Here is a 25,835-nt window from a genome sequence, read left to right as displayed (position 1 = left end):
ATGAATTACGTTACAATAAACATGTAACAGCACGAGGAAAATACCGACTAGAAGGAGCCGCGACATGAACGTATTATCAACTCGGAAATCGCTATTTCGTAGGATCCTGGCGAGCTTCATAATTCTGATCCTCATCTTCACTTTCTTCGATCTTCTGATCTTCTGGTTGGTAAAAAGCCACCTTCGCAGCGAAATGATCAATCAAAACCGACTGATGCTGCAAAAAGTGGCCGAACGTTACCAGCTGCAATTCGATCGAGTAAGAGAAGCGCTGTTTAAAGAATTTACCGACTCAGATGTGATTGCTTTTAACAGCCAAGTGAGCTCGAAGGGCGATCCAGCTATGCTGAATACCCGTCCCATCGTACAAGATATCCAGGGGATCGTGAGCGATCCTGAGCTTTATTTAGCGAATATGATCCTGATGTTTCGTTCCACGAACCTTACCATAGATAAGAACGGTTCCGGAGAAGCCGCTAATTTGTTTACCGGCCCTTATGCAAGCGACTTATATTCGCCTTCTTACTGGAAAACGCAGTTTCAGCGCAAGCCGAACTATTTGCTGCACCCTGCGGCATCCTTTGGGGACCCTTCAAGCGATTCCGCAATGAAAACACTGATTCCATATTCCATTAAACCGGCTTTATCCGATGATTTTCTGATCGCTATGATTGACGCAGAACGCTTGAGGAATGTGGTTCTTAAAGAACAGCCCGGACTTCGTCTGGCTATTCTGGGGCCGAACCGCAATGTCATTTATAGAACGGACGACCCTTCAGCGAAACTTCCCGTACAGTTGTTGTCAACCGACTTTGCATGGGACGAAGAAAAAGGATATTGGGTAAAAGACGGGATCTATTATATTGATTATCCGGATCAAAACGGTCTCCATTACATCATGACGGTTACAAATCCGAGCTTTGCTGAAGAAATTCGCCGGCTGGACAAGATCATGATTTTTCTTTTGGTGGCTTTTATTTTCATCGCTCTAGTCGTCTCTATATTTTTCAGCAAACGAATCCACAAGCCGGTTCGGGAGTTGCTTACGTCCATATCCGATCCCGACGAGATGGGGGAACTACATAGCCAAATTCGCGAATTTGATCTAATCAGCCATAAAATTCAGGAGCTGCAAAAGGAAAAAGTGGACATTCGTCAAGAACTGGAACATCAGCACTCCGTATTAACGAGCTACCATTACATCAATAAGTTGAAAAACATCAATCATGAATTAAATGAATGGCACAGCATTCAAGGGACCGAGGAAAACTTCACCATCGTACTCTACGAGCTCCGCTTTCGCGCAGCCTCTTTTATCGATATGCCCGTTGGCCGTGAACAAGCCTCTCAGTCGATCGGCGAGCATCTCAAGCTGGCTGCGCATGAACGATTTCCCGGTTCCCATACGTTTCAGATGGAAGCTCACCAATTTCTGTCGGTCATCCCCGGCAGCAATGAACGGGCTCGCATCATCGCCATGCTGGAAGAAATGAAACAGGTTCTGGACCGTGACCGGCGTTACTGTCTGGTTACCGCCGCTGTTAGCTCGTGGTTCGGTCACTCCGCACAGTTCGGCCATGCCTACCGGCAGGTTAAAGAAATGGCCATGCAGGCCAGGCTGCTTGAGGAAACGCAAATTGTTCTTGACTATCAGTCGGATCGAGCTCATTACGTCTTGTCACTAACCCAAGAGCAAGAGCTAACCACAGTACTGAAGGCGGGGAAGGAGCAGGAAACGCTCCATCTCATCAACGATTGGTTGAAGGAGCTCGACCAGAAGGAAGCATCTGTTGAGATGTTCCGACAATTGGCTCTTGCCGTAACCGCTAAGGCTCAAAAGATCCTTGAACATTACAAAGTGGAGACCCATATCTCATGGCAGCTTAAACCGATCATGCTTCAGCTTGGAGAATGCTGTTCGGTCGAGGAATACAAAGTAACATTCGAGGCCTATTTTCGTGCGGTCACCCTGTTTATTCGGGATAAAAAAGAGCGCGACGATCCCATCATCGACCATGTACTTGGCGTAGTTCAGGGGCATTATGCGGAGGATCTTTCCTTAGATGCACTGGCGGATCAACTAAACTTGAGCGTATCCTATTTATCGACCTATATTAAAGAGAAAACCGGCATCAATTTCATGGAGCATCTGCATGATACCCGGGTAAGGAACGCACAGGAATTACTGCTCAGTACGGAATTGAATATACAAGAGATCGGCGTACAGGTCGGATACCGGAACATCTCTTCATTCAACCGAATGTTTAAAAGCCGCACCGGTTTTTCCCCCGGCGAATACCGAAGAACGCACCTCATGGACAAAACGTCATAGTTCGGCGGATCGAAGGGTATGACAAAAAACGAAAGCCGAGGGAGCAAGGACATCCCACGGCTTTCGTTTTTTTCATTTCACTGTCCGATTATAGTCTTCGATCTTGGCGCTGATTTCCGCAGCTGCAGCATCCAGCGCCTCCTTCGGCGTTTTTTGACCTGTCAGTGCCTGTTCGATGGCGTTCTCCGTGATTTGCCTCGCTTCCGGATATATGCCCAATACGCCTCCCTGCGTCGCTTTATTTTCTTTCGCAGCGTGCAGTTGGTCGATTGCCGTCTTGAATTGCGGGTACTTCGCCATATTCTCTTGCACGAGCTGTTGGTCGTATTCTTTCTTCGTGATTGGAAAGTATCCCGTGTTCACATGAAAGAACGCCTGCTGTTCCGGTTCACTCAAGTATTTGATAAACGCCCACGCGGCTTTCTGCTCCGCATCGCTCTTGCTGTTCATGATCCAATTGCTTGCGCCTCCCACAATAACGCCGCCATCTTTTGCATTAGCCGGCTTGGGAAGGAAGCCTGTTCCGACTTCAAATTTGCCGTCAACAGAGTCGATGATATTCCGCAATGATGCCGTCGTATCAAAAATCATCGAGACCTTGCCGGCGACAAACGCTTTTTTCGTCTCTTCCATCCTGCGTCCGAAATTGATGGCAAGCTTGCTGTCAACCAAATCCTTCCACCATATCAGTGTCCTGAGGCCTTCTTCTGCATTGAGCTGCCAGGCAGTAGCCAGGCTGTCGCGCCCGTTGCCGTTATTCATCAGTTCAGCGCCTTGATTGGCGAACAACTGCTCCATATACCAGCCATGTATGGCAAAGGATGCGCCCCAGATGCCGTCCTTAGTCAGTTTTTTGGCGGCTTGAGTAAATTGTTCATAAGTGATCGGCGGCTTCTCGGGATCTAGACCTGCAGCCCTGAACATGTCCTTGTTGTAAAAGAGAATCGGGTTTGATGCATTAAAAGGCATGGTATAAAGAAGATTATCCAATTTATAGTAATTTGTGATATTCTCTTCTAGCTGCGAAATATCGTAATGGTCCTGATCGATAAAATGCTGTACGGGTGTAATCGACTTGGAGTCAATCATGTACCGGGTGCCGATGTCGTACACTTGGATCATGGTCGGTCCGATTTTGGAGTCCATGGACGCTTTTAGCTTGGTCAGGCTTTCGTAGTAAGAACCCTGGTATACCGCTTCGACCTGAATGTCCTTGTGTGACGCATTGAAGTCAGTTACAAGCCGATCGACCACTTTACCATTGTCACCGCTCATGGAGTGCCACCAAACGACTTTTTGGGGTCCCATTAAGGCCGGCTCCGTCTGATTCCCCACGGAAGGAACGGTCGCAATGTCTCCAGGCTTACTACCGCTGTGACCAAATATATCCAATAGCAGCACAATAAGGAGCAGACAAGCCGGCAGCATAACTTTTAGCAAAATCTTATTCATTGTTTATGAGCCAATGCTTCTTCTGTGATCCGTCTGATATCAACCGACGAAGTAATCTCATCGTTAACGATATCGGGCAAAATATTGTTCAAAAAATATTCAACGCAATATAATTTAATATTTTTTATTTTAATCAAAGCATCACGGTACATTTTAATGAATTCTTTCTCCGTGTTTCCCTTTTGAATCTCAGCGAAAGCCTCGTAAACTTGGTCCATCTTATCAGCAACTTCCAAAATCAATCCTTCAATTGAATCGTCCTTGCCTTCACGAAGTTGTTTATGGAAAATGTCTTTAAATTCTTGGGGAATATGCTCTTCAATAAAGTTATATACCATTCCTTCTTCTACTTTTTGTATTAAAAGACGCAGCTCAGGCGAAGCATGCTTAACCGGAGTTTTGATGTCCCCGATGAAGATTTCACCGTAATCGTGACTGCTGGTAATTTCATAGAGTTTTTTCCAGTTTACACTCGCACCGTTTTTCTCCTCGATATCTGCAAGCGTTTTGGCGTATTGAACGACTTTCCATGAATGCGCTGCGACGCTGTGTTCTTCAAATTTGAACTTTCCCGGGCACCGCATGATTCTTTCTAATTCATTTAAAGATCTAAAATAAGAATGGATTCCCATATATAAATCCCCCTATATGTTTCAGCCATAATTCGACACTACTATTAGTGTACAAACCTCCTGTAAAATCCAGATTAAAATTGATCCGCTATAATGTTAATTAGAAGAGCCCCTTACCGATTAATTCGGCAAGGGGCTTTATATGATAGAGCATTACAATTAAACCCAGACAAAAAAAAGGAACCCAGCCAACGGGGCCAGGTTCAAAGTTTATATATTAAAAAGGGGGTCTTGTTTATTATATTACCTCCTGAACATTATGAAACCATAACAGAAATATTTCATTTGTGTAACAATTTTGAAAGCGTTATTATTCACGGGTTCAATTTCCGTCAATTTGCAAATATTACTGCCCCATTAAAAATATCTGTTGCACCTTCAAGGTAGTCTGGCATATACTGAGAGTACTTAATTAGAATTATTCTAAATAAGAGAATCATAATCATTCTCAATTAGACTCAACAAGGAGGGCGCGCATATGGCCATGGAATACGACTATCACCATCTCCATCACGTCAAAGAACAAAGTAAATCTAGAAGAACTTTATGGGTGACCCTAATATTGACGGCTTTCTTCACTTCTGTAGAAATCGTCGGGGGGATCCTCTCGAATTCACTTGCTCTGCTGTCGGATTCGGCGCATATGATATCCGATGTCATCGCATTAGGGCTGAGCATGATCGCCCTGCATCTGGCGACACGGCAGCCCAATGCCCGATTTACGTTCGGATTTTTGCGGTTTGAAATTATTGCTTCTTTCTTAAATGGTTTAGCGCTCTGCGTGATTGCGCTGGGCATCTTTATTGAAGGGATTCAGCGGATCATTCATCCTCAACCCATTCAGCTAGGTCTTATGCTGGGCATCGCATCCATTGGTTTCATCGTCAATCTGGTACTCACTTTGGTGCTTCAGCACAGTGTCAAAGAAGAAGACAATTTGAATGTGAAAAGCGCACTATGGCACTTCTTCGGTGATTTGCTCAGCTCGGTTGGCGTTATCGTTTCTTCGATTATTATTTATTACACGGATCTGCTCTGGTTCGATCCTCTGATCAGTATGGTTATCGGCGGCATTATTTTCACCGGCGGCAGCAAAATCATTCGCGAATCGTATTTGATTCTTATGGAATCCGTGCCCGAGCACTTCAACCTTGATGAAATCCGGTCGGCGATCAGACGCGTCGAAGGTGTCGAGGACGTACATGAAATGCATTTATGGTCCGTTTCTACCGATCACTACTCGCTGACGGCCCATGTCTTCATCGATCCGAATATTCAACCGTTCTGCGTCATTCTCGCTGTTAATGAAACATTGAAAAACAAATATGGCATCGCACACTCCACGATACAGGTTGAGCATGCCAATATTAATCCGCATGGCGAGTACGGCAAAGAGTTTTTGAAGCATAAAGAGGAGGAAAAGCGCGGGGTGCTTTTCACTTAAGTTAAAAAGACCGTTAGCTCATCTAGACTGAGCGTAACGGTCTTTCTGCATTCGCTGTAGATGGACGAGCCATCATCTTAAGATCAATGAGCAGCTCATGCCCCTCTATTTGCGCTATATGCGCATCGAGCAGTTGAGTTGTTTCTTCATCCAGCTCTTCACCAATCTGCTTCATGAGGAAGGCCGCAACAAGGCTGGTTTGCAGCTCTACCGGCATATCGAAGCTCGTGATCGCCGGAAAACTGGCTTTCGAATACAGCTCATTGTCCATGCCGATCAATTGAACATCCTCTGGCACCCGGATACCGCGAGCGTGACATACCGCCAATATCTCCAACGCCAGTGCATCGTTGAACGTATAAATACCAAGCGGCTTCTGCTCGCCGCTAAGCTTCAGCGCTTCATCAAGCGTACCCTCGATGCCTAGTTCACCCGCATCCAAGATGGCATGCACCGTATCCTTGGCATAGTGCTGAATACCGGTTGTAAACCCTTGAATGCGCTGTTCATTCGCGCCTAGTCCTTTACGTCTGCCTGCATACACGATGGAACGGCAGCCGTTTTCATGAAAATGACGCACAGCTTCATAGGAAGCTTTCGCAAAATCCAGATTAACTGCCAGCTTGACGATATCGCTCGGCCAGCCCCAGCCGTTGAAAATCACAAGCGGCGTCCCCACCCCGACGATATGCCGGGTAGATTCCATACTCATCGCCAACCCGTGGCTCACAAGCCCGTCCACTCTACGCTGCAGCAACAGCTCCAAATGACGCCGCTCGATCTCCGGGTTCATCCCGGCTGCCGAAAAAATAGATAAATGATAGCCGAAACGATGCACCTTCTGCTCCAGCATCTCCGCGAACCGGCCGTAGTAGCCGCCAAAATGCGGGATGATGAGACCCAGCTCATAGGAACGGCGTCGGCTTAGGTTCGTAGCCATGACATTGCGGCGGTAGCCAAGCAGATTCACGGCTTCCTCCACTTTCCGTATGGTCTCTTGCGCCATCGGCACCTTCCTCCGATTGATCACATTCGATACGGTAGCGATCGAAACGCCGGCTTCCTTGGCTACGTCAATGATCGTCGGCTGTTTGTTTTTACTCATTCGCTTCCCTCATTATCCTTCATAAAACGCTTTAACTCATTTTATCGATAAGCAATTCCTTCGTCAAATTTTTCCTCCATTCTACTCATTCCTTCTATCAACAACTGCATCCAATGCCAATCTCGCCGATCCAATCATTCCCGCCATGTCGCCAAGAATGGCCGGAACAATAGGCAGCTCAGGATTTTCAACATACACATTCAATGTATGCATGCTCACATATTTACGGATTCGTTCGAATAAAAACTCGCCCTGAGCCGTTACCGCACCGCCAATGACTATCGCAGGCGGGTTAAATATATGGATCAGGTTTGCCAGTCCTATAGCGATATAATCGGCGTATCGTTCAACGATCTGGAGAGCAACTAGATGCCCCTCCCTTGCCATAGCAAATAAACGTTCCGGTGATTGCTGAGCGATCTCCGCTTCCTCTCCCATTTCGCCACTCATGCGTTTAAGCGCAGTAACGGAAGCGTATTGCTCCCAGCACCCCCGAAGACCGCAAGTGCACGGATGTCCTTGAATTTCAATCACCTGATGGCCGTACCCGCCCGCATAGCCGCTTCGGCCGCGATATGGCCGCTTATTCTCAATTAAGCAACCGCCTACGCCTGTGCCTAGCGCCACACACAAAAAGTGATCCCATGGCCTTCCTGCACCAAGCCAAACCTCGCCCAGAGCCATAGCGTTCACGTCGTTATCTACACGAACAGGCAACTGGATTTGTTGTTCAATGACTTCCTTTAAACGGGTTCCGCTCCAACCCGGCAGGTTTTCCGTAGCCGTACCGATAACGCCTTCCCGATTCACATAACCCGCAGTGCCGATACCGACGCCGGATACTTCAATGCCAAGAGACGGGGCCTGCGCCCGAAACGAATCGATCAGACTCTCAATTTTCGTAAGCAGTGCCTCTTTGCCGGCTCGTGCTTCTGTGGGAATCGTCTCTTTATGAACCACGTGCCCATCGGTGTCGACAATCCCCGCTTTAATGTTCGTTCCGCCAATATCAATGCCTATGACCCCTCTGCGATTCATCCCGCTCTCCTCACCTCACTTTGTTCGAACCGACTGAATGAATTCCATATAGTCCCGGTAAAGCTTCGGTGAAGTCGGATGCCCAGCGTGCACAGGGCTATCCGGTTTATTCATCATGCCTAAATACTGATAGCAGCATATTTTATCGACATATTTGGAGGCAACCTCCAGTTGTCCTTTGACCCGCTCGAATGGCGCCGGTAACAGTACCTTTCCGTGAAATTTAAAGATTTCCACATCGGCCCAGAGCGGTATGCCCGCTTTATCATGCGCTTCTCGCAGTCCTGCATAAATGCCATCCAACTCGGACACCATCGTTTTGGCTACTCCGACTTCGTCCTGGTATGCGATATAATCCACTTCAAGCGCCTTTAATTGTTCCACAAATTTACTATCCGCACGAATCGTACGCGTACCGTATGGAGCAATCATGATTTTCTCCGGCCCGAGCTTACGGCAATGTTTGGATAACGTATTCACATATTCCAAATATGACTCCGGAAAATATTCCTCGATCGCAGCCTCGACCGGAAAATACCAACCCTTAAAAGAACGATGATGACCGTATCTCTCTGAAAGTTCGACGGCAACATCGTATCGCAAAGTTGTCTTATCCCCGTCGCTGCCAAATGTGTGCAAGATCGGCGTATTGAAGAAACCAAGCCCAATAAATACAGCGACATCCAATCGGTCTGCTACTTTTAGCACGGCCTCCAAAGGATCGGGACAAATCAAGTTCCATCTATATTTGATTACGTCGGAAGGATAAAACGTTTTCCCGTGCAGGGCGACCGACATCAAGATCAGCGTATCCATGCCGGCATCCACCATCTCCGATATTTTCAATTCCCAATCTCCGGCTGTGAATTGGTCCGTTGTGGAATTCCAGTAATCTCCTTCATACGGGTTAGGATGATGAAAATCGAACCACGTTCCGGAAATAGGCAGGATGTTTGTATTTGACATTGCGGACTCCTCATTTCGGTAGCATAATAGTCGGAAAATCGCTTTCTAGGCTTTGATTCCAGTTAACGTAATGCCCTCGATAAAGTATTTTTGAGCAAAAAAGAACAAGATGATAATCGGCAAAGTAAACATAACGGAAGCAGCCATAAGCAGGTCCCATTCCACATAGTGCTCCGCCATAAATGCTTGCAAGCCTAGGGTCAACGTATACATTTTATTATTGTTCAAATAGATTAAAGGCCCCAAGAAGTCAGACCACGTGCTAAGAAATGTGAAAATAGCCACTGCCGCTAAAGCGGGCTTGCAAAGCGGAAGCACAATACGCGTGAAAATGGTGGCTTCGTTGGCCCCATCTATTCTTGCCGCATGAATTAAAGAATCGGGTAAAGTCATAAAAAATTGGCGAAGCATGAAAATATAAAAAGGAGCGCCGGTAAATGTCGGTATGATAAGCGGCCAGTACGACCCTACGAGATGAAGCTTCTGGAAGATGACATAAAGAGGAATCATGGTGACTTGAAAAGGCAGCAGCATGGTTGCAATGATTATGGGAAAAATCAAATTTCTCCCTTTCCACTCGATTTTCGAAATGGAATAAGCCACTAATGAAGAGGAAATCAGCTGCCCGATGACGCTAAGCACGCTGACAAAAAGCGTATTCATCGTATATCGCAGATAAGGAATTCGTTCGAATACCCTTGAGTAGTTATCCCAATGAATGCGCTGTGGAATGATGGACAGTGTCGTTTGCGAAATTTCATTTAAGGACTTCATGGAAGTCGCGATCAGCCATAGGAATGGAATCGCAAAAATGATGCCGAGCACGATTAATACCGCCTGGGGGAGTATCGTCTTACTGAACGTTCTTGCCAACAATCTCGTCGTCATTTATTCACCCCCGTAGGTAACCCATTTTTTGGATGATTTGAAAATAATCCAGGTGACCAAACCAATGAGCACAAACATCAGCCATGCCATGGCCGAAGCCTTGCCCATTTTCAAATAATAAAAGGCACTGTGGTATAAATAAACGGCGTATACGAGCAGAGAATTTTCCGGTCCGCCGATGGAGCTATTATTCAAATTCCCTGAGCTTTCAATAATAAAATAAGCTTGCGTGAAATACTGGAAACCGTTAATAACCTGCATAATCAGTTGGAAAAGAATGATAGGCGAAATGGTTGGAAGCGTGATATGAGTGAACTTCCCGGTTAAACTTGCGCCGTCAATTTCCGCCGATTCATATAAGGACGCCGGCACATCCTGAAGCGAGGCTAGGAATATCACAATGACATTACCGACCGCCCACACGCCCATGATGAGCAACGAAGGTTTCGTATAGATAGGATCGCCAAGCCAGCTAGGCGCATAGAGTCCAAGTTTGGTTAATAGTGTGTTCAACAATCCATATTGCCCGTTCAAAATCCATATCCACAGTAACGTGGAGGCTGCGAGCGGCACAATCGTCGGAATATAAAATACAGTCCGGTACAGGGCCATCCCCTTGACCTTCATATTAAGCAGCATCGCAATAAACAGAGCGAAAACTAGGTTGATCGGGGTTCCGATCACGGTAATATAGAACGTATTTCTCAAACTCTTCCAAAACAAATCGTCGTGAAACAGCTCGTTGTAATTTTTCATCCCGACGAACTTCGGAGGTTGAAAAGCATTAAACTCGGTAAATCCATAGTAAAAGGAGAGAAGAATCGGATATAGGGTCAAACAGATAAAACCAAGTAACCATGGACTTGCAAATAACAATCCTTTGACCGTATTATTTTTCATATTAAGCCCCCATGTTGCGGAAACAACGTCATCGCTTGAAAGTACCCCGCCTGCAGGAGGCGGGGTTTTCTGACGAGTTGGCTTCCTTATTTTAAGCTATTCGCTTTGTCACTCGCTTCTTTGAGGGCTTCCTCCGGGGATTTCTTCCCATTGACCGCCAGCTCAAATTGATCGCCGATTAATTTGGTATATTCCGTTTGCACCGGAACCGCTGGGAAAGCTTTCAGGTTCTTGTTTTTGGCTGCATCGGCAAAGATTTTGAAGTCGGGAATGCTTTGCAGAGTCGGATCATCATAAACGGAAGTTCTTGCAGGCAGATTACCGAACATGCTGTTGAATTTCGTCATACCTTGTTTAGACAACAACCAACTGATGAATGCCCATCCCCCTTCTTTGTTCTTCGAGTTCTTGGCGATAAAGAATGTAGATGCGCTGATCTCGCCACCACCCGCCATTTCCGGTTTGCCTTCCGGAGCTGGGAGCGGCGCGATACCGTAATCAAGACCTTCGATTTTCAAACCGTTTTTCACGGTATTACCAAACCAAGGTCCATCAAATCGAATGGCTTGCTTGCCGGAGATGAATGGATCGGTAGCATCCAAGTATTTGGCGGACGAGTTGAATTTCGTAATATTGTCTACGCCGAATTTATCGCGGTATGATTTCATCAATTGGATGGCCGCAAGCGTTCCGGGATTATCCGGCGTCAATTTGCCGTCCGGAGCGATGAAGCTGCCTCCCAGTGCGAAGCTCATCGGGTTCACATAATAGATCAGAGGGAAGTCCGGGAAACCTAGCACGCTGATCGTTTTATCCGCATTTACTTTCGTCAATTTAATCGAATATTCCAATAATTCTTTATCTGTTTTTGGCGGAGCGGTGAGTCCCGCCTCTGCAAACAGTTTTTTGTTATAGAACATCAGATTGAAGTTAACGTTAATAGGAAGCGCATAGGTTTTGCCTTTGTATTGACCGCTTTGCAATGCGCCAGGAACGAAATCCGACGTATCAAAGTTGTCCTTTTTGATATATTCATCCAAAGGTTCACTAATACCTTTTTCTGCGTAGGAGGCTGTATTCGAGCTGAAATTATCGGTAATATCCGGCCCGCTTCCGCTGGAAAGTGCAACGATGATCTTCTGTACATCCGGTACCGACAAGCCTTTCACCGTATATTTATCTTGGCTCGCATTGAACTCCGCAATCAGTTTTTCAACGTTTTCAGCTTCTTTACCATTCCACAGATACCAGAAGTTCACTTCCGACTTCTCTTTTTTTGGCGCATCCGCACTTACAGCTTTCGTCGGGCTGGCCGTCGAAGCGGCCTCATTACTCGCAGAACAGCCAACCAATGAAGTCCCGGCCACTAGTGTTGCTAAAACGAATAAGGACGTGTTTTTCCAAGCTCTTTTTGTCATATTCAACCCTCCAATTTTGTTTTCAACCAATAATAGGAATAATTAGAATATTAATTCCACAATTCACTTTCATTTCGGTGGATTAATCCGCCAAAAATGGGCGCAATAAACATTAATAAAGTTTATCGCTTACTGCTTTGGAAGTAAGTTCAATAGCCTGATAGGCCTTTTCTTTACAATGCATAGCCATAGCCGTTGTAAGAATATCGAGTACATGAATCTGTGTGATTTTTGATCTAAAAGCGCCTCCTTGAAGAGGATTCTCTTTGGAGCATGAGAGCAAAACCGCGTCTGCATACTGAGTAATCGGCGACTTGGCGTGGCTCGTCAAGCAAACGAAGAATACGCCGTTTTGCTTCGCCAAACGAACTGTGTCTACCAAATCCTTGGTGCTGCCCGAAGTGGAGACGGCAAATACGACATCTTGTTTGGTCATCAGCATCGCCGTCATCGCCATGACGTGGGAGTCCGTAACCAATTCAGAGTTAAAACCAAGACGCATAAACCGATATTTGGCGTCTGCCGCCGTATTCGCGGAAGATCCGACACCGATAAAATAAATCTTGTTTGCTTTCTCGATGGCCTCCATCGTCTTTTGCAATTCGCGCATATCGAGCAAAGCCAGCGTATTCTCCAAAAACGCTTTGTTCTCAGCGGTTATTTTACTGGCAATCGTCGCAAGATCATCGCCTTCTTCAATCTCACTGTGCACGCTTTTGACCGGATTCACTAAATCCTGCGCCAGCGAAAGCTTGAATTCTTGATAGCCTTTGAAACCAAGCTTACGGCAAAGTCGAAGCACAGACGTGTCGCCTACTCCAGCTTTTTCAGCCAGATCTGTCAGTGTCCCATAGACGACCATTTCCGGGTCCTGGGAGATGATGTCGGCAATTTTTTGTTCCGTACGCGTTAATGATTGATAAATGCTAGTAATGACAAGCAATGTATTGGATCCTTCTTGCGATTTACCGAAATTAGACACGAGTTGATGCCTCCTACTTGGAAGAAATCTTCATTTTACAGACAAGTATAGATGGAATCTTCCACCAAAACAAGCAGGCTAACCAACTGTGCGTTTACCTCTCATTCATTTTGCTCACGAATCTTTGGGTAATCGCTTGCGGTCTGGTGATTGCACCTCCTATCACAACGGCGAATGCGCCTATCTCTAATAATCGGCGTGTTTGTTCGGGCGTCTGAATGCGTCCCTCTGCAAATACGGGAATAGGCAGCCTCGCGGCCAGATTGGCGACAAGTTCAAAATCCGGTTCCTCCGATTGAACGCTATAAGGCGTGTACCCTGACAATGTCGTAGAAACCATATCAAAGCCAAGCTTATAGGCTTCAATACCTTCCTCAATGGTTGAAATATCGGCCATGAGCAATCGGGTATACTTCGACCTCACCTTCTTTACAATATCCTCAAGGGTTTCCCCATTGGGTCTTGATCTCGATGTAGCATCCATCGCCACAATACTTGCACCTGCTTGCACAACCTTCTCGACATCAGCAAACGTAGGCGTAATGTACACGTCAGAATCGGAATAATTTTGTTTCCACAATCCGATTACCGGCAAATCTACCACGCTCGTAATCGCAGCGATATCCTCAGGAGAATTAGCGCGAATGCCTAATGCCCCCCCATCTTTGGCGGCGATCGCCATTCTGCACATCATGTCGCTTCCATATAGCGCTTCGCCCGGAAATGCCTGACAAGATACGATGAGCTTTCCTTTCAAATCTTGCAGTTGAAAATTTTTTGTCATTCCAAACACTTCCTAGCATGTTGAGTTGAGATCGTAATCATAGTGTCAATAATGGATTTTATCTCCTTTTAAATTATTTTTGGTGGTTATTTCCTCCAATTATATGATGATCCTAACCACCTGTAAAGTCATTTTTTTCTAATAAAAGGCATTGACAGCGTAAATAAAAGGTCATACTCTTAATTCGTGGTGGATTTTTCCTTTTATTTTTATAATTAAGAAGGATTATTCCATGACGTCATTTTAAGCTGCAAAGGAGGAATGTTTCCCGAAGAAAAGCATTCAATGTCTTTACCGATGCCGCCCAATCTGATCGTTGAAGTCACGCACTAAACTATGAATTGAGGAGGTTCATTTATGAAACAACGCCTTATTTCCATTTCTTTATTATTCACTTTAGCGTTCTCATTGTTCATCTTCCCTGGATTAAGCTCTCAGCTGTCCTATGCAGCAAGCACGAATGTATTACTCGGCAAAGCCTATACTTCTTCTTCAGCGGCGAATGCCAGCTATCCGGACACGAACAGCAAGGAACTGACCGATGGCGTGTATGCTTCAGCGCTTCTATCAGATGCAGCATGGCAAGGCAGGTTCAATGTGACAAGCTACAACTTTACAGTCGATTTAGGCGCTCCGCAAACATTTAAAAATTTCAAAGCAGATTTCTTCAAATACACGGGAGCAACTATTCAGACTCCGACCCAGGTACAATTCAGCTCATCTGCCGATAATTCCACTTGGGTAACGGCCTGCTCGATCTCCCAACAGGGAGCCGGTGTCGATACGGTATCTGTTCCCTATAGTTGTTCAGCTGCAACCGATATATCAGCGAGATATGTAAAAATGACGGTGACGAGCGCAGCCAGCACATGGTCTTTCATTGACGAATGGGAGGTCACCCCTGCGCCGCTGTCATCGGCAACTAAATTAAACGGAACCTTTCTTCAGCCTGATCTGGCCGACCAATGGACGGATTCCCAGTGGAACACCGAATTTCAGAACATGAAAGATGTCGGGATCAACCAGTTAGTCTTGCAATGGACAGCTAACAGTAAAACTAACACCACGGTATACCCTACAACCGCGCTTTCCGGATACACGCAGAATACAACCAACGATGTTGTAGCCAAAGCTTTAAGCAAAGGGAATATCTACGGCGTCGATATTTATCTGGGCCTGCAGCTCAATGATGATTGGTTCGTCAAATACGCGAATGACAATACTTGGCTGACCAACGAGGCGAACATTGCCAAAACGCTTGCCGGGGACCTATGGACTAAGTATGGGACTAACGCTTCCTTAAAAGGCTTCTATCTCTCCTTCGAAGTTGATAACTGGAATTTCCCTACGACTACAGAATGGGATCGATTAAAAACCTTTTACCAGACCGTAGGGAACTATATCAAGCAGCAATCCTCCACTAAAACCTTGATGATTTCTCCATTTTTCAACCCTGCAGGTGGCCAGACAACCTCCGGTTGGCAGAACATGTGGGAGTATATCCTGCCGAACAGCTCGCTCGATATATTCGCCCTTCAAGATGGTGTCGGTGCCGGGCACGCCGTAACCAGCCAGTTGGCTGCATGGTTTTCCGCTTCAAAAACAGCAATTAATAACGCCTTGCCGGCCATGCTTCTGTGGGATGATGCCGAAACCTTCAATTTGGATTTCAAACCCATGGACGAAAGTACGTTAATTGCCGATCTGAATGCCGCCAGCCCTTATGTCTCCAATTATTTAAGTTTCAGCTTCAATCATTATATAAGTCCGCAGCAGGTAAATCCTCTCTATTACACAACTTATAAAAACTATGTTCAATCCGGCTCCCTGGATGCGACTGCACCGACCACTCCAACCAACCTTTCAGGAAGCTCCACCAATTCGATTACCAATCAACTAAGTTGGACAGCTTCAACAGATAATACCGGCGTCGTCGGTTACAAAATCTATAGAAACAATGAACTGGTATGGACCGCTTATACGAATGCAACCAGCTTCACCGACACCCAGCTTACCCCAAGCACCTCTTATACTTATCAAGTGCAAGCGTTCGATGCTGCGGGAAATAACTCCGCACAATCTTCTTCTGTTTCCGTAACAACCTCTGCCGGGGCTAATTATGCGACGAATCTCGCCTCCGGCAAAACATATACTTCTACGATGTCAGCCGATGCTGCTTATCCGGATAGCGGTAATGAGTTAACTAACGGAATATTCGGCACAACAACCTATTCGGATACTGCATGGCAAGGCCGCAACACTGCCAGCACCTACTCATTCACGATCGATTTAGGATCTTCCAAGAGCATCAAAGAAGTAACCGCCAACTTCCTGCAAGTAAAATCGGTCTATATTTTATTGCCGAAGACGGTTACGTTCTCGCAATCCAGCGATAACATTACATTTACGCCAATCGGTGTTGTCAATAAACCGGCCGTCAGTTCAAGCGATCAAACCAAAACCTACAAACTGACTGATTTATCCAGTGTTACAAGCCGATATGTAAAAGTAACTGTGGAGCCTGCCAGCAGCGCATGGACATTTATCGATGAAGTTCAGGTCAAACAATAACTGAATATGACTTTTTTAAAGCCCTCTCTTCGGGGGCTTTTCCACTTCCTTCATACATCACGATCATTGGACAAAAAAGAACCCGCGGGCCGCGGGCTCTAATGCTGTATTACTGATCATGCCTTCGATATGACAAATCCCTTTCAACAACCGCAATATCTACCCGATTTATGGCAGGAACGACCATAATACTCAATTTAAAGAATAATGTTCGCAATATAAAGAAACTTATTCTCTATTCAGCTCATGGTCATCCGGTTCCGCCCAGCCCAGTAAAAAAGCCCGATACCCTGGTGGTTGAACAGGATATCGGGCTTATTCTTTTTACCTTACACGCCTAACCATTTTTTGAACAAATGTTTCGTTGTATCGGCGTTCATCGCTGCGATGGAAGTCGTGAGCGGAATGCCTTTCGGACAGGAGCGTACGCAGTTTTGCGAGTTACCGCAGCCTTCGATACCGCCATCCGTCATCAAAGCGTCCAAACGCTCGTCTTGGTTCATCTCACCTGTAGGGTGCGCATTGAACAGACGTACTTGGGAGATAGCCGCAGGTCCGATAAAGGAGTTCTTATCGTTGACGTTCGGGCATGATTCCAAGCAAACGCCGCAAGTCATACATTTGGAAAGCTCATAAGCCCATTGACGCTTGGACTCCGCCATACGAGGACCAGGACCAAGATCGTAGGTTCCGTCGATCGGTACCCATGCTTTCACTTTTTTCAAAGCATTGAACATGCGTCCGCGGTCGATGACCAGGTCACGCATAACCGGGAATGTGCTCATTGGAGCAACGCGGATTGGCTGTTCCAATTTGTCAACCAACGCCGAGCAAGCTTGCCGCGGCTTGCCGTTGATAACCATGGAGCAGGCGCCGCATACTTCTTCCAGACAGTTGGATTCCCAACAGACCGGCGTCGTTTTATCGCCTTTGGCGTTCTTCGGATTCCGTTGAACTTCCATGAGCGCGCTGATTACGTTCATATTCGGACGGTACGGAATTTCGAACTCTTCGGTATAGGATTTGGATTCAGGACTCTCTTGACGAGTCACGATAAACTTCACTGTTTTTTGTGCGGTTTGTGTCTCTGCCATGATTAATGTCCTCCTTTTTTCTTATCCGTGGAGTAGTCACGTTTCCGTGGCGCAATCAAGGATACATCGATATCTTCGTAGCTGATTTTCGGGCCGTCCGGCGTCCAGTCAGCGATCGTCGTTTTCATGAAGTTCTCATCATCACGCTCTGGGAACTCAGGCTTGTAGTGCGCGCCACGACTTTCGTTACGCAGTAAAGCGCCTACCGTCATCGCTTCCGCCAACTCAAACATGTTCCAAAGCTGACGTGTGAAAGCGACGCCTTGGTTGTTCCAACGAGCAGTATCCGTGATATTGATGTTTTTGTAGCGGTCTTTCAGATCTTTAATACGGTTGATTGTATCTTGCAGACGGTCGTTGTGACGAACTACCGTCATGTTTGAATTCATCATGTCACCCAGCTCTTTATGCAGCACATACGCGTTTTCGGTACCGCTGTTCATTTTGAGCAGGGACTCGTAACGATCGGTATGGCGTTTTTTCTCGCGGTCAAAAATGGTAGAAGACGTATCATCCGCATGCTTCTCCAAGCCACGGATATACTCAACTGCTTTAGGACCGGATACCATGCCGTCATAGATCGCAGACACGAGCGAGTTCGCACCCAAACGATTGGCGCCATGATGCTGATATTCACACTCGCCGGCAGCGAATAAGCCAGGAACGTTCGTCATCATGTTATAGTCGACCCACATACCGCCCATCGAATAGTGAACCGCAGGGAAAATCTTCATAGGGATTTTGCGCGGGTCGTCGCCCATGAATTTCTCGTAGATTTCCATAATACCGCCGAGCTTAACGTCCAGCTCTTTAGGGTCTTTATGGGAAAGATCCAGGTAAACCATGTTCTCGCCATTAATGCCAAGCTTCTGATCCACGCATACAGAGAAGATTTCGCGAGTCGCGATATCACGAGGAACCAAGTTACCGTAAGCCGGATATTTCTCTTCGAGGAAGTACCAAGGCTTGCCGTCTTTGTACGTCCAGATCCGTCCGCCTTCACCGCGCGCAGACTCGGACATCAAGCGAAGCTTATCGTCTCCGGGAATCGCTGTCGGGTGAATTTGAATCATTTCGCCGTTCGCATATTTCACGCCTTGTTGGTAAACCGCACTTGCCGCTGTACCCGTATTGATTACAGAGTTTGTCGTTTTACCGAAGATGATGCCAGGGCCGCCAGTCGCCAAAATAACCGCGTCAGCCGGGAAAGTTTGAACTTCCATGCTGCGCAAATCTTGCGCCGCGATACCACGGCATACGCCATCTTCATCGATGACGGCGCCAAGGAATTCCCAGTGCTCGAACTTCGTTACGAGACCTGCTGTCTCCCAGCGTCGCACTTGCTCATCGAGCGCGTAAAGCAATTGTTGTCCGGTCGTCGCGCCTGCGAACGCCGTACGATGATACTTCGTTCCGCCAAAACGGCGGAAATCAAGAAGACCTTCCGGAGTACGATTGAACATAACGCCCATACGGTCCATCAAGTGAATAATGCCAGGCGCCGCATCGCAAAGCGCTTTAACCGGCGGTTGGTTCGCCAAGAAATCTCCACCGTAAACCGTATCATCAAAGTGCTCCCATGTGGAGTCACCTTCACCTTTTGTATTTACCGCACCGTTGATGCCGCCTTGCGCGCATACGGAGTGCGAACGCTTAACCGGAACCAAGGAGAACAGCTGTACGTGAACTCCGGCCTCCGCTGCCTTGATTGTCGCCATGAGTCCCGCAAGGCCTCCGCCGACGACGATAATTTTCGAATTTGCCACTATAGTTCACCCTCCCTTAATGCCCGGCATGCGCTTCTGCAGGAAGCTGCTGAAATTGAGAATCTGTAAATGCGGTCAAAGACATAATAAACATGATCGCCATCACGACGAACACAGCCATCCAAATGTATGTGGATATGCGCTGCGCACGCGGGCCAACCGTAATCCCCCAGCTCACTAAGAACGACCACATGCCGTTGCTAAAGTGGAATACGGCGGAAACGATCCCGATGACATAAATCGTGAACATGACCGGATTCGTTGCAATATCATGCATCGTGAGGCCTAACTGTCCATGCTCCACTTTGCCGATCGCCACTTGAAATCTTGTTTCAAAGAAGTGCCATGCAACAAACAAGAACGTAATCACGCCTGTTACGCGTTGCAGCATGAACATGACATTGCGGAAGTAGCCGTAATGACTCACGTTATTGCGAGCTTGGTACGCTACATACAGACCATAAACAGCATGATAAAGAAGCGGAATCCAGATACCGAAGATTTCAAGAAACAAAACCAGCGGCAACCCGTTCAGCCAATTGATCTGATCCACAAAAGCGCCATGCCCTTTTGTTGCTTCATAGTTCGTGAGCAAATGCTCGATGAGAAAGAAGCCCACTGGAATTACGCCAAGTAAAGAGTGGATCTTTCGAAAGAAATACGAATTACCCGTCATTGAACCAATTCCCCCCTAAAATAATGAAATCCGACATTTTCAGACAAGCCACATATCATTGTACTCTCGCCGCAAACGAGCGTCAACCCAGAATCATCCACGCCTATTTTGCCAATTCAGTGAGCGATTATACGAGATTGACTAAAAAATGTGAATAAGAAGTGACATATACATCGTACCTCTTCCTCGCTTATAATGGAAGTGCCGTTTCTTTATATACACTTATAACAATTATGCATATAGATAAGTAAGGAGTTGACGGAAAGTGGAATTGTTGGATGTCTTCGCTGTTGTTGTCGAACAGGCAAGCTTGAATAAAGCGTCGCAACTGTTAAATTTGTCACAACCCGCACTCTCGCGCAAAGTCATGAAACTTGAAGAAGAACTTGGGGTTGAGCTTTTTATCCGCAAAGGGAAGCGGCTGGAGTTGACCAAAGTCGGGCAAATTTGTTACGACCACGCCTTGGAGCTGCGCCATCTGGAACGCAAATTCAAGCAAGCCATTCAAACTTACAAAGCCGCAGGCCATCACGTTTCCATGACGATCGGCGCCAGTCTAACTACCCTGCAAGCCACGCTCCCCGACCTGATTACGGATTATGTCAAGGATCATCCGCTCACTGAGATCAAGCTGCTGACAGGCAAAACGCATGAAGTCGTCACGATGGTCAAAGAAAAAAAGGTCGACATCGGCATCGTAGCCTCGCTTATCAATGCCTCAGGCCTGCATTGCGAGCCTTTATTTGATGACCATCTTTGTCTCGTGCTGCCGCTCGGCCATCCTTATATTGATCGTCCGCGCATAGCGATCCGAGATTTGAATGAACTGCCCATGATCCTTTTTTCCAAAGGCACCTGGTATCGCGTTCTCATGGATGAGCTGTTTCACCGCTTTTCCACCTTTCCGAATGTCCAAATGGAGATTGATTCCTTCGAGGCGATCATTCGTCTGGTTTCCACATGCAAAACAGCCACACTGCTGCCGAAATCCTACTTACGGGAGGACTTGATACGCAACAACGAGTTGATTCTTCGCGATTTGGTCGAGCTGGAGCAGACGAAAAGGACGACCTCCCTCATCTATTCGGAGAGCACCTCCGATCATCCCGCTGCCATGCAGTTCATCGAACAAGCGATTGACTATTTTTCCAACCATAAATAAACCTCTAGTCATGGCGCCATTAAAGGCTTGCCATGACTAGAGGCTGACTTTGAATCATTCATAACACAAACTTATACCCCACGCCCCATACGGTACGAATCCGCTTGGGTTCCTTGGGGTTCTCTTCGATTTTCTTGCGCAGATTGGCGATGTGCACATCAATGGCCCGGTCGGTGACGAAGGAATCGAAGCCGCGGACCGTCTGCAGCAAGTCTTCCCGGCTAAACACCCTTCCGGGATTCTTCACAAAACATTTCATGATTTCGAATTCGGAATAAGTCGTATCGATCAGTTGGCCGCGAACCCGCATAGATCGAGTCTCTTGATCCAGGCTGACGATCATTTCATGATCCTGCTCGGCAAGCAGCACCCCTGTATTTGGTGCAGCCATGACTGCCGGCTGCTTCACTTGATTATGATTCGTCTGATAAAGCTTGGAGCGGCGAATTAGCGCATGAACTCTTGCGCTCATTTCGTGCATGCTGAATGGCTTGCACATGTAATCATCAGCACCAACCGCTAAAGCGTTAACCCGTTCTACGACTTTGTTTTTCATAGAAACAATCATGATAGGCACTTTCGATGTTTCACGAACGAGTTCGCATAATTCAAGGCCGTCCATATCCGGCAGCATGAGGTCCAATAAAATGATATCAGGATTGAAATGCTGAGCTGCCTGAAGCCCATCCTTGCCGTTCTCATGTCGTATGACCTGAAAGCCCTCTTCACCCAAATACATTGAAACCATATCACCAATCATTGCGTCATCTTCAATGACCAATACCTTATACATGCTGAGCCCACCTCTGTGACTTCGAAGTCCTTTTGTCAGGAAAATGCAAGGAAATCGTTAGGTCAGCTTTCGCTGAGTATACATTTCTGAAGAAAATTGTCGAAAAATATCCATCATAGCTTAATATACTATAAAAGTTAAGCAACCAACAAGTTGAAATGTTAGCAAATTGTTATGTAAAAAAACGTCCCCTCTGACCCTGATAAGGCCAAATAGGAACGTTTTTCCAAATGATTTATGAGGGGTGCACGCTTGCTTCTTCCTCGCCGGGCTTAATTTCAAGTCCAAGCTTGCGAGCTACAAAGGCTGTCGAGCTAGCCTGAAATAAGATCGTAATCAGTACAGCCATGAACGTGACACTGGCAATCAGCTCGCTATGCTTAACGCCCATGCCTGCCACCATTCCGCTTAATGCCGCAGGAATTACACCCGTTTCCCGAACCCAGAACATGAATAAGATCTCGTTCTTCTTCCACTTGGCTTTTCGATCGGGAAGCGTACAAATAAGCACCGTCAGCGGACGTGCGATAAACATGAAGACAAAGATCACACCTAGGCTTGTCCAGAAATGTTCAAGAATCACTGTGAAATTTACTTGGCTGCCTAACAGAATGAAAATCAACATGCGCATAATCACGGTAATATTTTCTGAAAAATGCCCCATTTCATGGAGCTTATCATTCATATCGAGTTTGAATGTGCCTGCATTTCCCCAAATGAGTCCAGCAGTGAAGGTGGCCATGAAGCCGCTGACGCCAAGCTTTTCTCCAAGCAGATAGGCACTCAAAGCCGTAACGACCATGGCGATCGTTGCATAATCCCGAAGAAATCCCAGCTTTAAATGAGAGGTCATGTAGGTCATCAGAAACCCGAATATGCCCCCGACAAGAAGCCCTCCGACTGCCGTCTTTACAAAATCGAGGATCCCGGACGAAAGGGATACTTCATGCGTCCCAAGAATAATCGCAAGCAAGGAAAACGTAAGGATTGAACCTGTCGCATCATTGAAAGCCGATTCGCTTTCTACCGTTTCTCTGACCTTGGTGCGAACCCGTACTTGTTTAAAGACCGGGATCAGCGTCGCCGGATCGGTTGAACTAATGATTGCTCCAAGCAGCAATGCATAAAGCCAGGGCAGATCAAGCAGCAGATGCGCGGTAATGGCTACGGCTGCACAAGTAACGATAACCCCGGGGACACTCAGCAAGCTTACCGTCAGCCAAACTTGACGAAGACCCGATAACCGAATATTTCGGCCCCCGTCAAATAAAATGAGCGTGGAACCGATGACGAGAATAAATTGATTCGTAAAGGATGTACTGGGTTCATTGATCCAGTGCAGGCCTTGCCCAATAAGCATACCGGCAACTAGAAACAACGCAACATCCGGCAGCTTTAAAAATTGGGCCGTTTTGCCGAACAGCATCCCAAGGCTGAAAATCAATACAAGCAGGATGATGACATGATCGATCATGACAGAAGTTGCATTTTCCATTAACCGATTACTTCGCTTTCAAATTCTTCAATTTGGTCGTTTGTTCCAATGATAACCATAATATCCTTTTCATTGACAACATCTGTGGCCGTTGGAGCAATGATAACGCCTGTTTTCTTATTAATCGCTACGACACTGCATCCATATTTGGCTCTTGGATCCAGCTCTCTAATGGATAAACCACAGATCCGTTTGGGCACGGAAAGCTCAGCGATCGTGTAATCCTTAGAAATCTCGATATAGTCCAGCAAATTAGGGGAAACAAGCTGATGCGCTACGCGAATGCCCATGTCCCGTTCCGGGTAAATGACACGGTCTACGCCAATTTTGTCAAGCACCTTGCCGTGCAGCTCCGAAAGTGCTTTGGCAACAACTTTTTTCACCCCTAAATCTTTCAACACAATCGCCGCTAAAATACTGGATTGAATGTCATCGCCAATGGCCACGACGGCACAATCAAAATTGCGAATCCCCAGCGACTTTAATACATCTTCATCCGTTGCATCAGCTACAACCGCGTGCGTGAGTTCAGAACTCATTTCATCTACAGCTTCCTCATCCTTGTCGATACCCAGTACTTCATAACCGAGCTTGATCAGCTCCTTTGAAATGCTGGCTCCGAATCGGCCCAGACCGATAACCACATACTGACTTTTCATCTGTTTTTTCCCCTATCCAATCGTGATTTTACCCTCTGGGTATCTATATAATTCTTTCTCTTGCTTCGGTTGCAAAGCGTAGGCAAGCGTAATCGGGCCCAAACGTCCGGCAAACATCGTTAAGCTGATCATGATTTTACCGAAAGCAGTTAAATCCGGCGTGAGTCCCATTGTTAATCCTACGGTTCCGAAGGCAGAAGTGACCTCAAATAATATTTTAAGTAATTGTGCATCCTCAGTTGTGGAGAGCAGCATCGATACGAATATAACAAGGAACAACGCGATCATCGTTAATGTAATGGCTTTGAGAATCCGATCCTTCGCCAAGCGGAAACGGAAAATGACGATATCCTCTTTCCCGCGAATCATCGTTATAATTGCACTGATCAAAATCGCAAAAGTCGTTGTTTTAATCCCACCACCGGTCGACCCGGGAGAAGCACCGATGAACATCAGAATCACGATGAAAAATTGCGATGCTTGACGCATCGAACCGATATCGATCGTATTCGGCCCGGCCGTTCGCGGCGCAACCGATTGAAAGAATGAAGCTAATATTTTTCCGCCCATATTTAACGATCCTAATGTCTTCGTATTCGTATATTCGAAGATAAAGATGACAATCGCGCCAAGCAGGATGAGCATCCCTGTCATGCTAAGGACAACCTTCGAGTGCAGGGACAGCTTTTTCGTCTTGTTGTAATCCATTAAATCAGACATCACAATAAAACCAATCCCGCCGAGAACAATAAGCGCCATAATCACAACATTCACAACGAAATCGTTCGTATAACCGGTAAAGGAGACGAAAGGCGCATCAACCGTACCAAACAGGTCAAAACCTGCGTTATTAAACATCGATATGGCGTGCCAAATGCCGAAATAGAGCGCCTTGCTGAAGCCTAAATCAAACGTCCAACGAATTGTAAAAATAACGGCAGCAATAGCCTCGATACTCAGCGAGTATATGATGACTTTGCGAATGAGCCGCACGATACCTTCCATACTGCCTTGGTTAAATGCCTCTTGAAGAACCAGGCGTTCTTTGAGCGTGATCTTCTTTCGGAATGCGAAGGCAATGAGCGTCGACATCGTCATGAAACCGAGACCGCCAATCTGAATCAAGCTCACGATCACAATTTGGCCAAACATGGTATACGCGCTTCCCGTGTCCACCACGACGAGTCCGGTTACGCAAGTTGCCGATGTCGCCGTAAACAGCGCGTCAATGAATCGTATCGATTGACCCGTGGCCGATGCGAACGGAAGCGTCAAAAGACCTGCCCCAATAAAGATGATAGCAGCGAAACCGAGTACCAGAATTTGCGGCGGCGTAAGCTGCCAAATGTCCATTTTTTTCTTCATATTGCCCCCTGTAACATGCAAAAAAGACACTGGAAATCCAATGCCTTGTTCGGTATGGTTCCTGACGTATTGCCTACGAAGTTAGCTGACGGATTCGGATGCGCGGATCACCCTATTTGCCAGAAACGGATGTCTCAAGCAAAATTCACCCCATAAAATACATGGTTCCCCCGTTTTCATTAAGAAATTCGGCTTTTTATTCAATTGATATGAATTATATTACTGTTTACGTCCACTTACAAAGTTGGTTTCAGAGGATTTGGGATTATATTCCGATAATCCAACGTTTCTGGTAAGCTGGCTAGGGAGTTAT

21 protein-coding genes and 1 riboswitch are annotated in these 25,835 nt (G+C 46.5%); of the genes, 4 read left to right on the top strand and 17 right to left on the bottom strand.

What is annotated here, in order from left to right; translation table 11 throughout:
• The first annotated feature begins 64 nt into the window (after nt 1-64).
• Nucleotides 65-2,332, top strand: a complete 2,268-nt coding sequence (locus ACFQZT_RS20540) for a helix-turn-helix domain-containing protein (protein WP_379302715.1) — start codon at nt 65-67, stop codon at nt 2,330-2,332.
• A 72-nt stretch (nt 2,333-2,404) separates the two neighbouring features.
• Here ACFQZT_RS20540 and ACFQZT_RS20535 read toward each other — a convergent pair whose 3' ends face one another.
• Both ACFQZT_RS20535 and ACFQZT_RS20530 read right to left on the bottom strand, forming a co-directional pair.
• Nucleotides 2,405-3,784 carry an ABC transporter substrate-binding protein gene (locus ACFQZT_RS20535; protein WP_379302714.1) on the bottom strand — a complete coding sequence of 460 codons (1,380 nt, stop codon included), beginning with the start codon at nt 3,782-3,784 and terminating at the stop codon, nt 2,405-2,407.
• Nucleotides 3,781-4,416, bottom strand: coding sequence for a YfbR-like 5'-deoxynucleotidase (locus tag ACFQZT_RS20530; protein WP_379302713.1), 636 nt, complete (start codon nt 4,414-4,416; stop codon nt 3,781-3,783). The genes ACFQZT_RS20535 and ACFQZT_RS20530 overlap by 4 nt, the downstream gene beginning before the upstream one ends.
• A 478-nt stretch (nt 4,417-4,894) precedes the next feature.
• Between ACFQZT_RS20530 and ACFQZT_RS20525 the strand changes: the two genes are divergently transcribed.
• A complete protein-coding gene (locus ACFQZT_RS20525) occupies nt 4,895-5,860 on the top strand; it encodes a cation diffusion facilitator family transporter (protein ID WP_379302712.1) in 966 nt (321 codons plus the stop codon).
• A 22-nt stretch (nt 5,861-5,882) separates the two neighbouring features.
• Here the strand turns inward: ACFQZT_RS20525 and ACFQZT_RS20520 are convergent, their stop codons facing one another.
• The 8 genes from ACFQZT_RS20520 to ACFQZT_RS20485 all read right to left on the bottom strand — a co-directional run bounded on the left by ACFQZT_RS20520 (nt 5,883) and on the right by ACFQZT_RS20485 (nt 13,941).
• Nucleotides 5,883-6,965, bottom strand: a complete 1,083-nt coding sequence (locus tag ACFQZT_RS20520) for a LacI family DNA-binding transcriptional regulator (RefSeq protein ID WP_379302711.1) — start codon at nt 6,963-6,965, stop codon at nt 5,883-5,885.
• 81 nt (nt 6,966-7,046) lie between these two features.
• Complete coding sequence (locus ACFQZT_RS20515) at nt 7,047-8,003, bottom strand: ROK family protein (RefSeq protein ID WP_379302710.1); 957 nt, start codon at nt 8,001-8,003, stop codon at nt 7,047-7,049.
• A 15-nt stretch (nt 8,004-8,018) separates the two neighbouring features.
• Nucleotides 8,019-8,969 (bottom strand): DUF4434 domain-containing protein, encoded by a 951-nt coding sequence (locus ACFQZT_RS20510; RefSeq protein WP_379302709.1) that lies wholly within the window; start codon nt 8,967-8,969, stop codon nt 8,019-8,021.
• Between the two features lie 45 nt (nt 8,970-9,014).
• Complete coding sequence (locus ACFQZT_RS20505) at nt 9,015-9,857, bottom strand: carbohydrate ABC transporter permease (RefSeq protein ID WP_379302708.1); 843 nt, start codon at nt 9,855-9,857, stop codon at nt 9,015-9,017.
• Nucleotides 9,858-10,757 carry a carbohydrate ABC transporter permease gene (locus ACFQZT_RS20500; RefSeq protein WP_379302707.1) on the bottom strand — a complete coding sequence of 300 codons (900 nt, stop codon included), beginning with the start codon at nt 10,755-10,757 and terminating at the stop codon, nt 9,858-9,860. It lies immediately after the preceding gene.
• 86 nt (nt 10,758-10,843) lie between these two features.
• Complete coding sequence (locus ACFQZT_RS20495) at nt 10,844-12,175, bottom strand: ABC transporter substrate-binding protein (RefSeq protein ID WP_379302706.1); 1,332 nt, start codon at nt 12,173-12,175, stop codon at nt 10,844-10,846.
• 112 nt (nt 12,176-12,287) lie between these two features.
• Nucleotides 12,288-13,157: a MurR/RpiR family transcriptional regulator gene (locus tag ACFQZT_RS20490; RefSeq protein ID WP_379302705.1), complete on the bottom strand. Its 870-nt coding sequence runs from the start codon at nt 13,155-13,157 to the stop codon at nt 12,288-12,290.
• Between the two features lie 94 nt (nt 13,158-13,251).
• Entirely contained in the window at nt 13,252-13,941 is a 690-nt protein-coding gene (locus ACFQZT_RS20485) for an N-acetylmannosamine-6-phosphate 2-epimerase (RefSeq protein WP_379302704.1), read from the bottom strand.
• Nucleotides 13,942-14,298: 357 nt separating this feature from the next.
• Between ACFQZT_RS20485 and ACFQZT_RS20480 the strand changes: the two genes are divergently transcribed.
• On the top strand, nt 14,299-16,512 hold the full coding sequence (locus ACFQZT_RS20480) for a DUF4434 domain-containing protein (protein WP_379302703.1): 2,214 nt from the start codon (nt 14,299-14,301) through the stop codon (nt 16,510-16,512).
• 329 nt (nt 16,513-16,841) lie between these two features.
• On the opposite strand, the gene sdhB is transcribed toward ACFQZT_RS20480, so the two are convergent.
• From sdhB to ACFQZT_RS20465, 3 genes are read right to left on the bottom strand one after another with little or no spacing between them, the layout of a single operon-like run.
• Entirely contained in the window at nt 16,842-17,606 is a 765-nt protein-coding gene (sdhB, locus tag ACFQZT_RS20475) for a succinate dehydrogenase iron-sulfur subunit (protein WP_379302702.1), read from the bottom strand.
• A gap of 2 nt (nt 17,607-17,608) precedes the next feature.
• Nucleotides 17,609-19,372, bottom strand: coding sequence for a succinate dehydrogenase flavoprotein subunit (gene sdhA, locus ACFQZT_RS20470; protein WP_379302701.1), 1,764 nt, complete (start codon nt 19,370-19,372; stop codon nt 17,609-17,611).
• 16 nt (nt 19,373-19,388) lie between these two features.
• The gene (locus ACFQZT_RS20465; protein WP_379302700.1) at nt 19,389-20,048 is read right to left on the bottom strand and encodes a succinate dehydrogenase cytochrome b558 subunit; all 660 of its coding nucleotides are present in this window, start codon (nt 20,046-20,048) and stop codon (nt 19,389-19,391) included.
• Between the two features lie 265 nt (nt 20,049-20,313).
• Here ACFQZT_RS20465 and ACFQZT_RS20460 point away from each other — a divergent pair, with 265 nt between their 5' ends.
• A complete protein-coding gene (locus ACFQZT_RS20460) occupies nt 20,314-21,210 on the top strand; it encodes a LysR family transcriptional regulator (protein ID WP_379302699.1) in 897 nt (298 codons plus the stop codon).
• A gap of 58 nt (nt 21,211-21,268) precedes the next feature.
• Here the strand turns inward: ACFQZT_RS20460 and ACFQZT_RS20455 are convergent, their stop codons facing one another.
• The 4 genes from ACFQZT_RS20455 to ACFQZT_RS20440 all read right to left on the bottom strand — a co-directional run bounded on the left by ACFQZT_RS20455 (nt 21,269) and on the right by ACFQZT_RS20440 (nt 25,522).
• Nucleotides 21,269-22,003: a response regulator transcription factor gene (locus ACFQZT_RS20455; protein ID WP_379302698.1), complete on the bottom strand. Its 735-nt coding sequence runs from the start codon at nt 22,001-22,003 to the stop codon at nt 21,269-21,271.
• A gap of 235 nt (nt 22,004-22,238) precedes the next feature.
• Nucleotides 22,239-23,498: a cation:proton antiporter gene (locus ACFQZT_RS20450; RefSeq protein ID WP_379302697.1), complete on the bottom strand. Its 1,260-nt coding sequence runs from the start codon at nt 23,496-23,498 to the stop codon at nt 22,239-22,241.
• Nucleotides 23,498-24,157, bottom strand: coding sequence for a potassium channel family protein (locus ACFQZT_RS20445; RefSeq protein ID WP_379302696.1), 660 nt, complete (start codon nt 24,155-24,157; stop codon nt 23,498-23,500). Before ACFQZT_RS20445 ends, ACFQZT_RS20450 begins: the two co-directional genes overlap by 1 nt.
• A gap of 12 nt (nt 24,158-24,169) precedes the next feature.
• Entirely contained in the window at nt 24,170-25,522 is a 1,353-nt protein-coding gene (locus tag ACFQZT_RS20440) for a TrkH family potassium uptake protein (protein ID WP_379302695.1), read from the bottom strand.
• A 55-nt stretch (nt 25,523-25,577) separates the two neighbouring features.
• Nucleotides 25,578-25,726, bottom strand: a riboswitch (cyclic di-AMP (ydaO/yuaA leader).
• Between the last annotated feature and the right edge of the window lie 109 nt (nt 25,727-25,835).

The organism is Paenibacillus sp. GCM10027628, assembly GCF_042676385.1.
Lineage (GTDB): Bacteria > Bacillota > Bacilli > Paenibacillales > NBRC-103111 > Paenibacillus_E.
The sequence above is the reverse complement of the archived record's forward strand: the minus strand, read 5'-3'. Positions and strand labels throughout refer to the sequence as shown.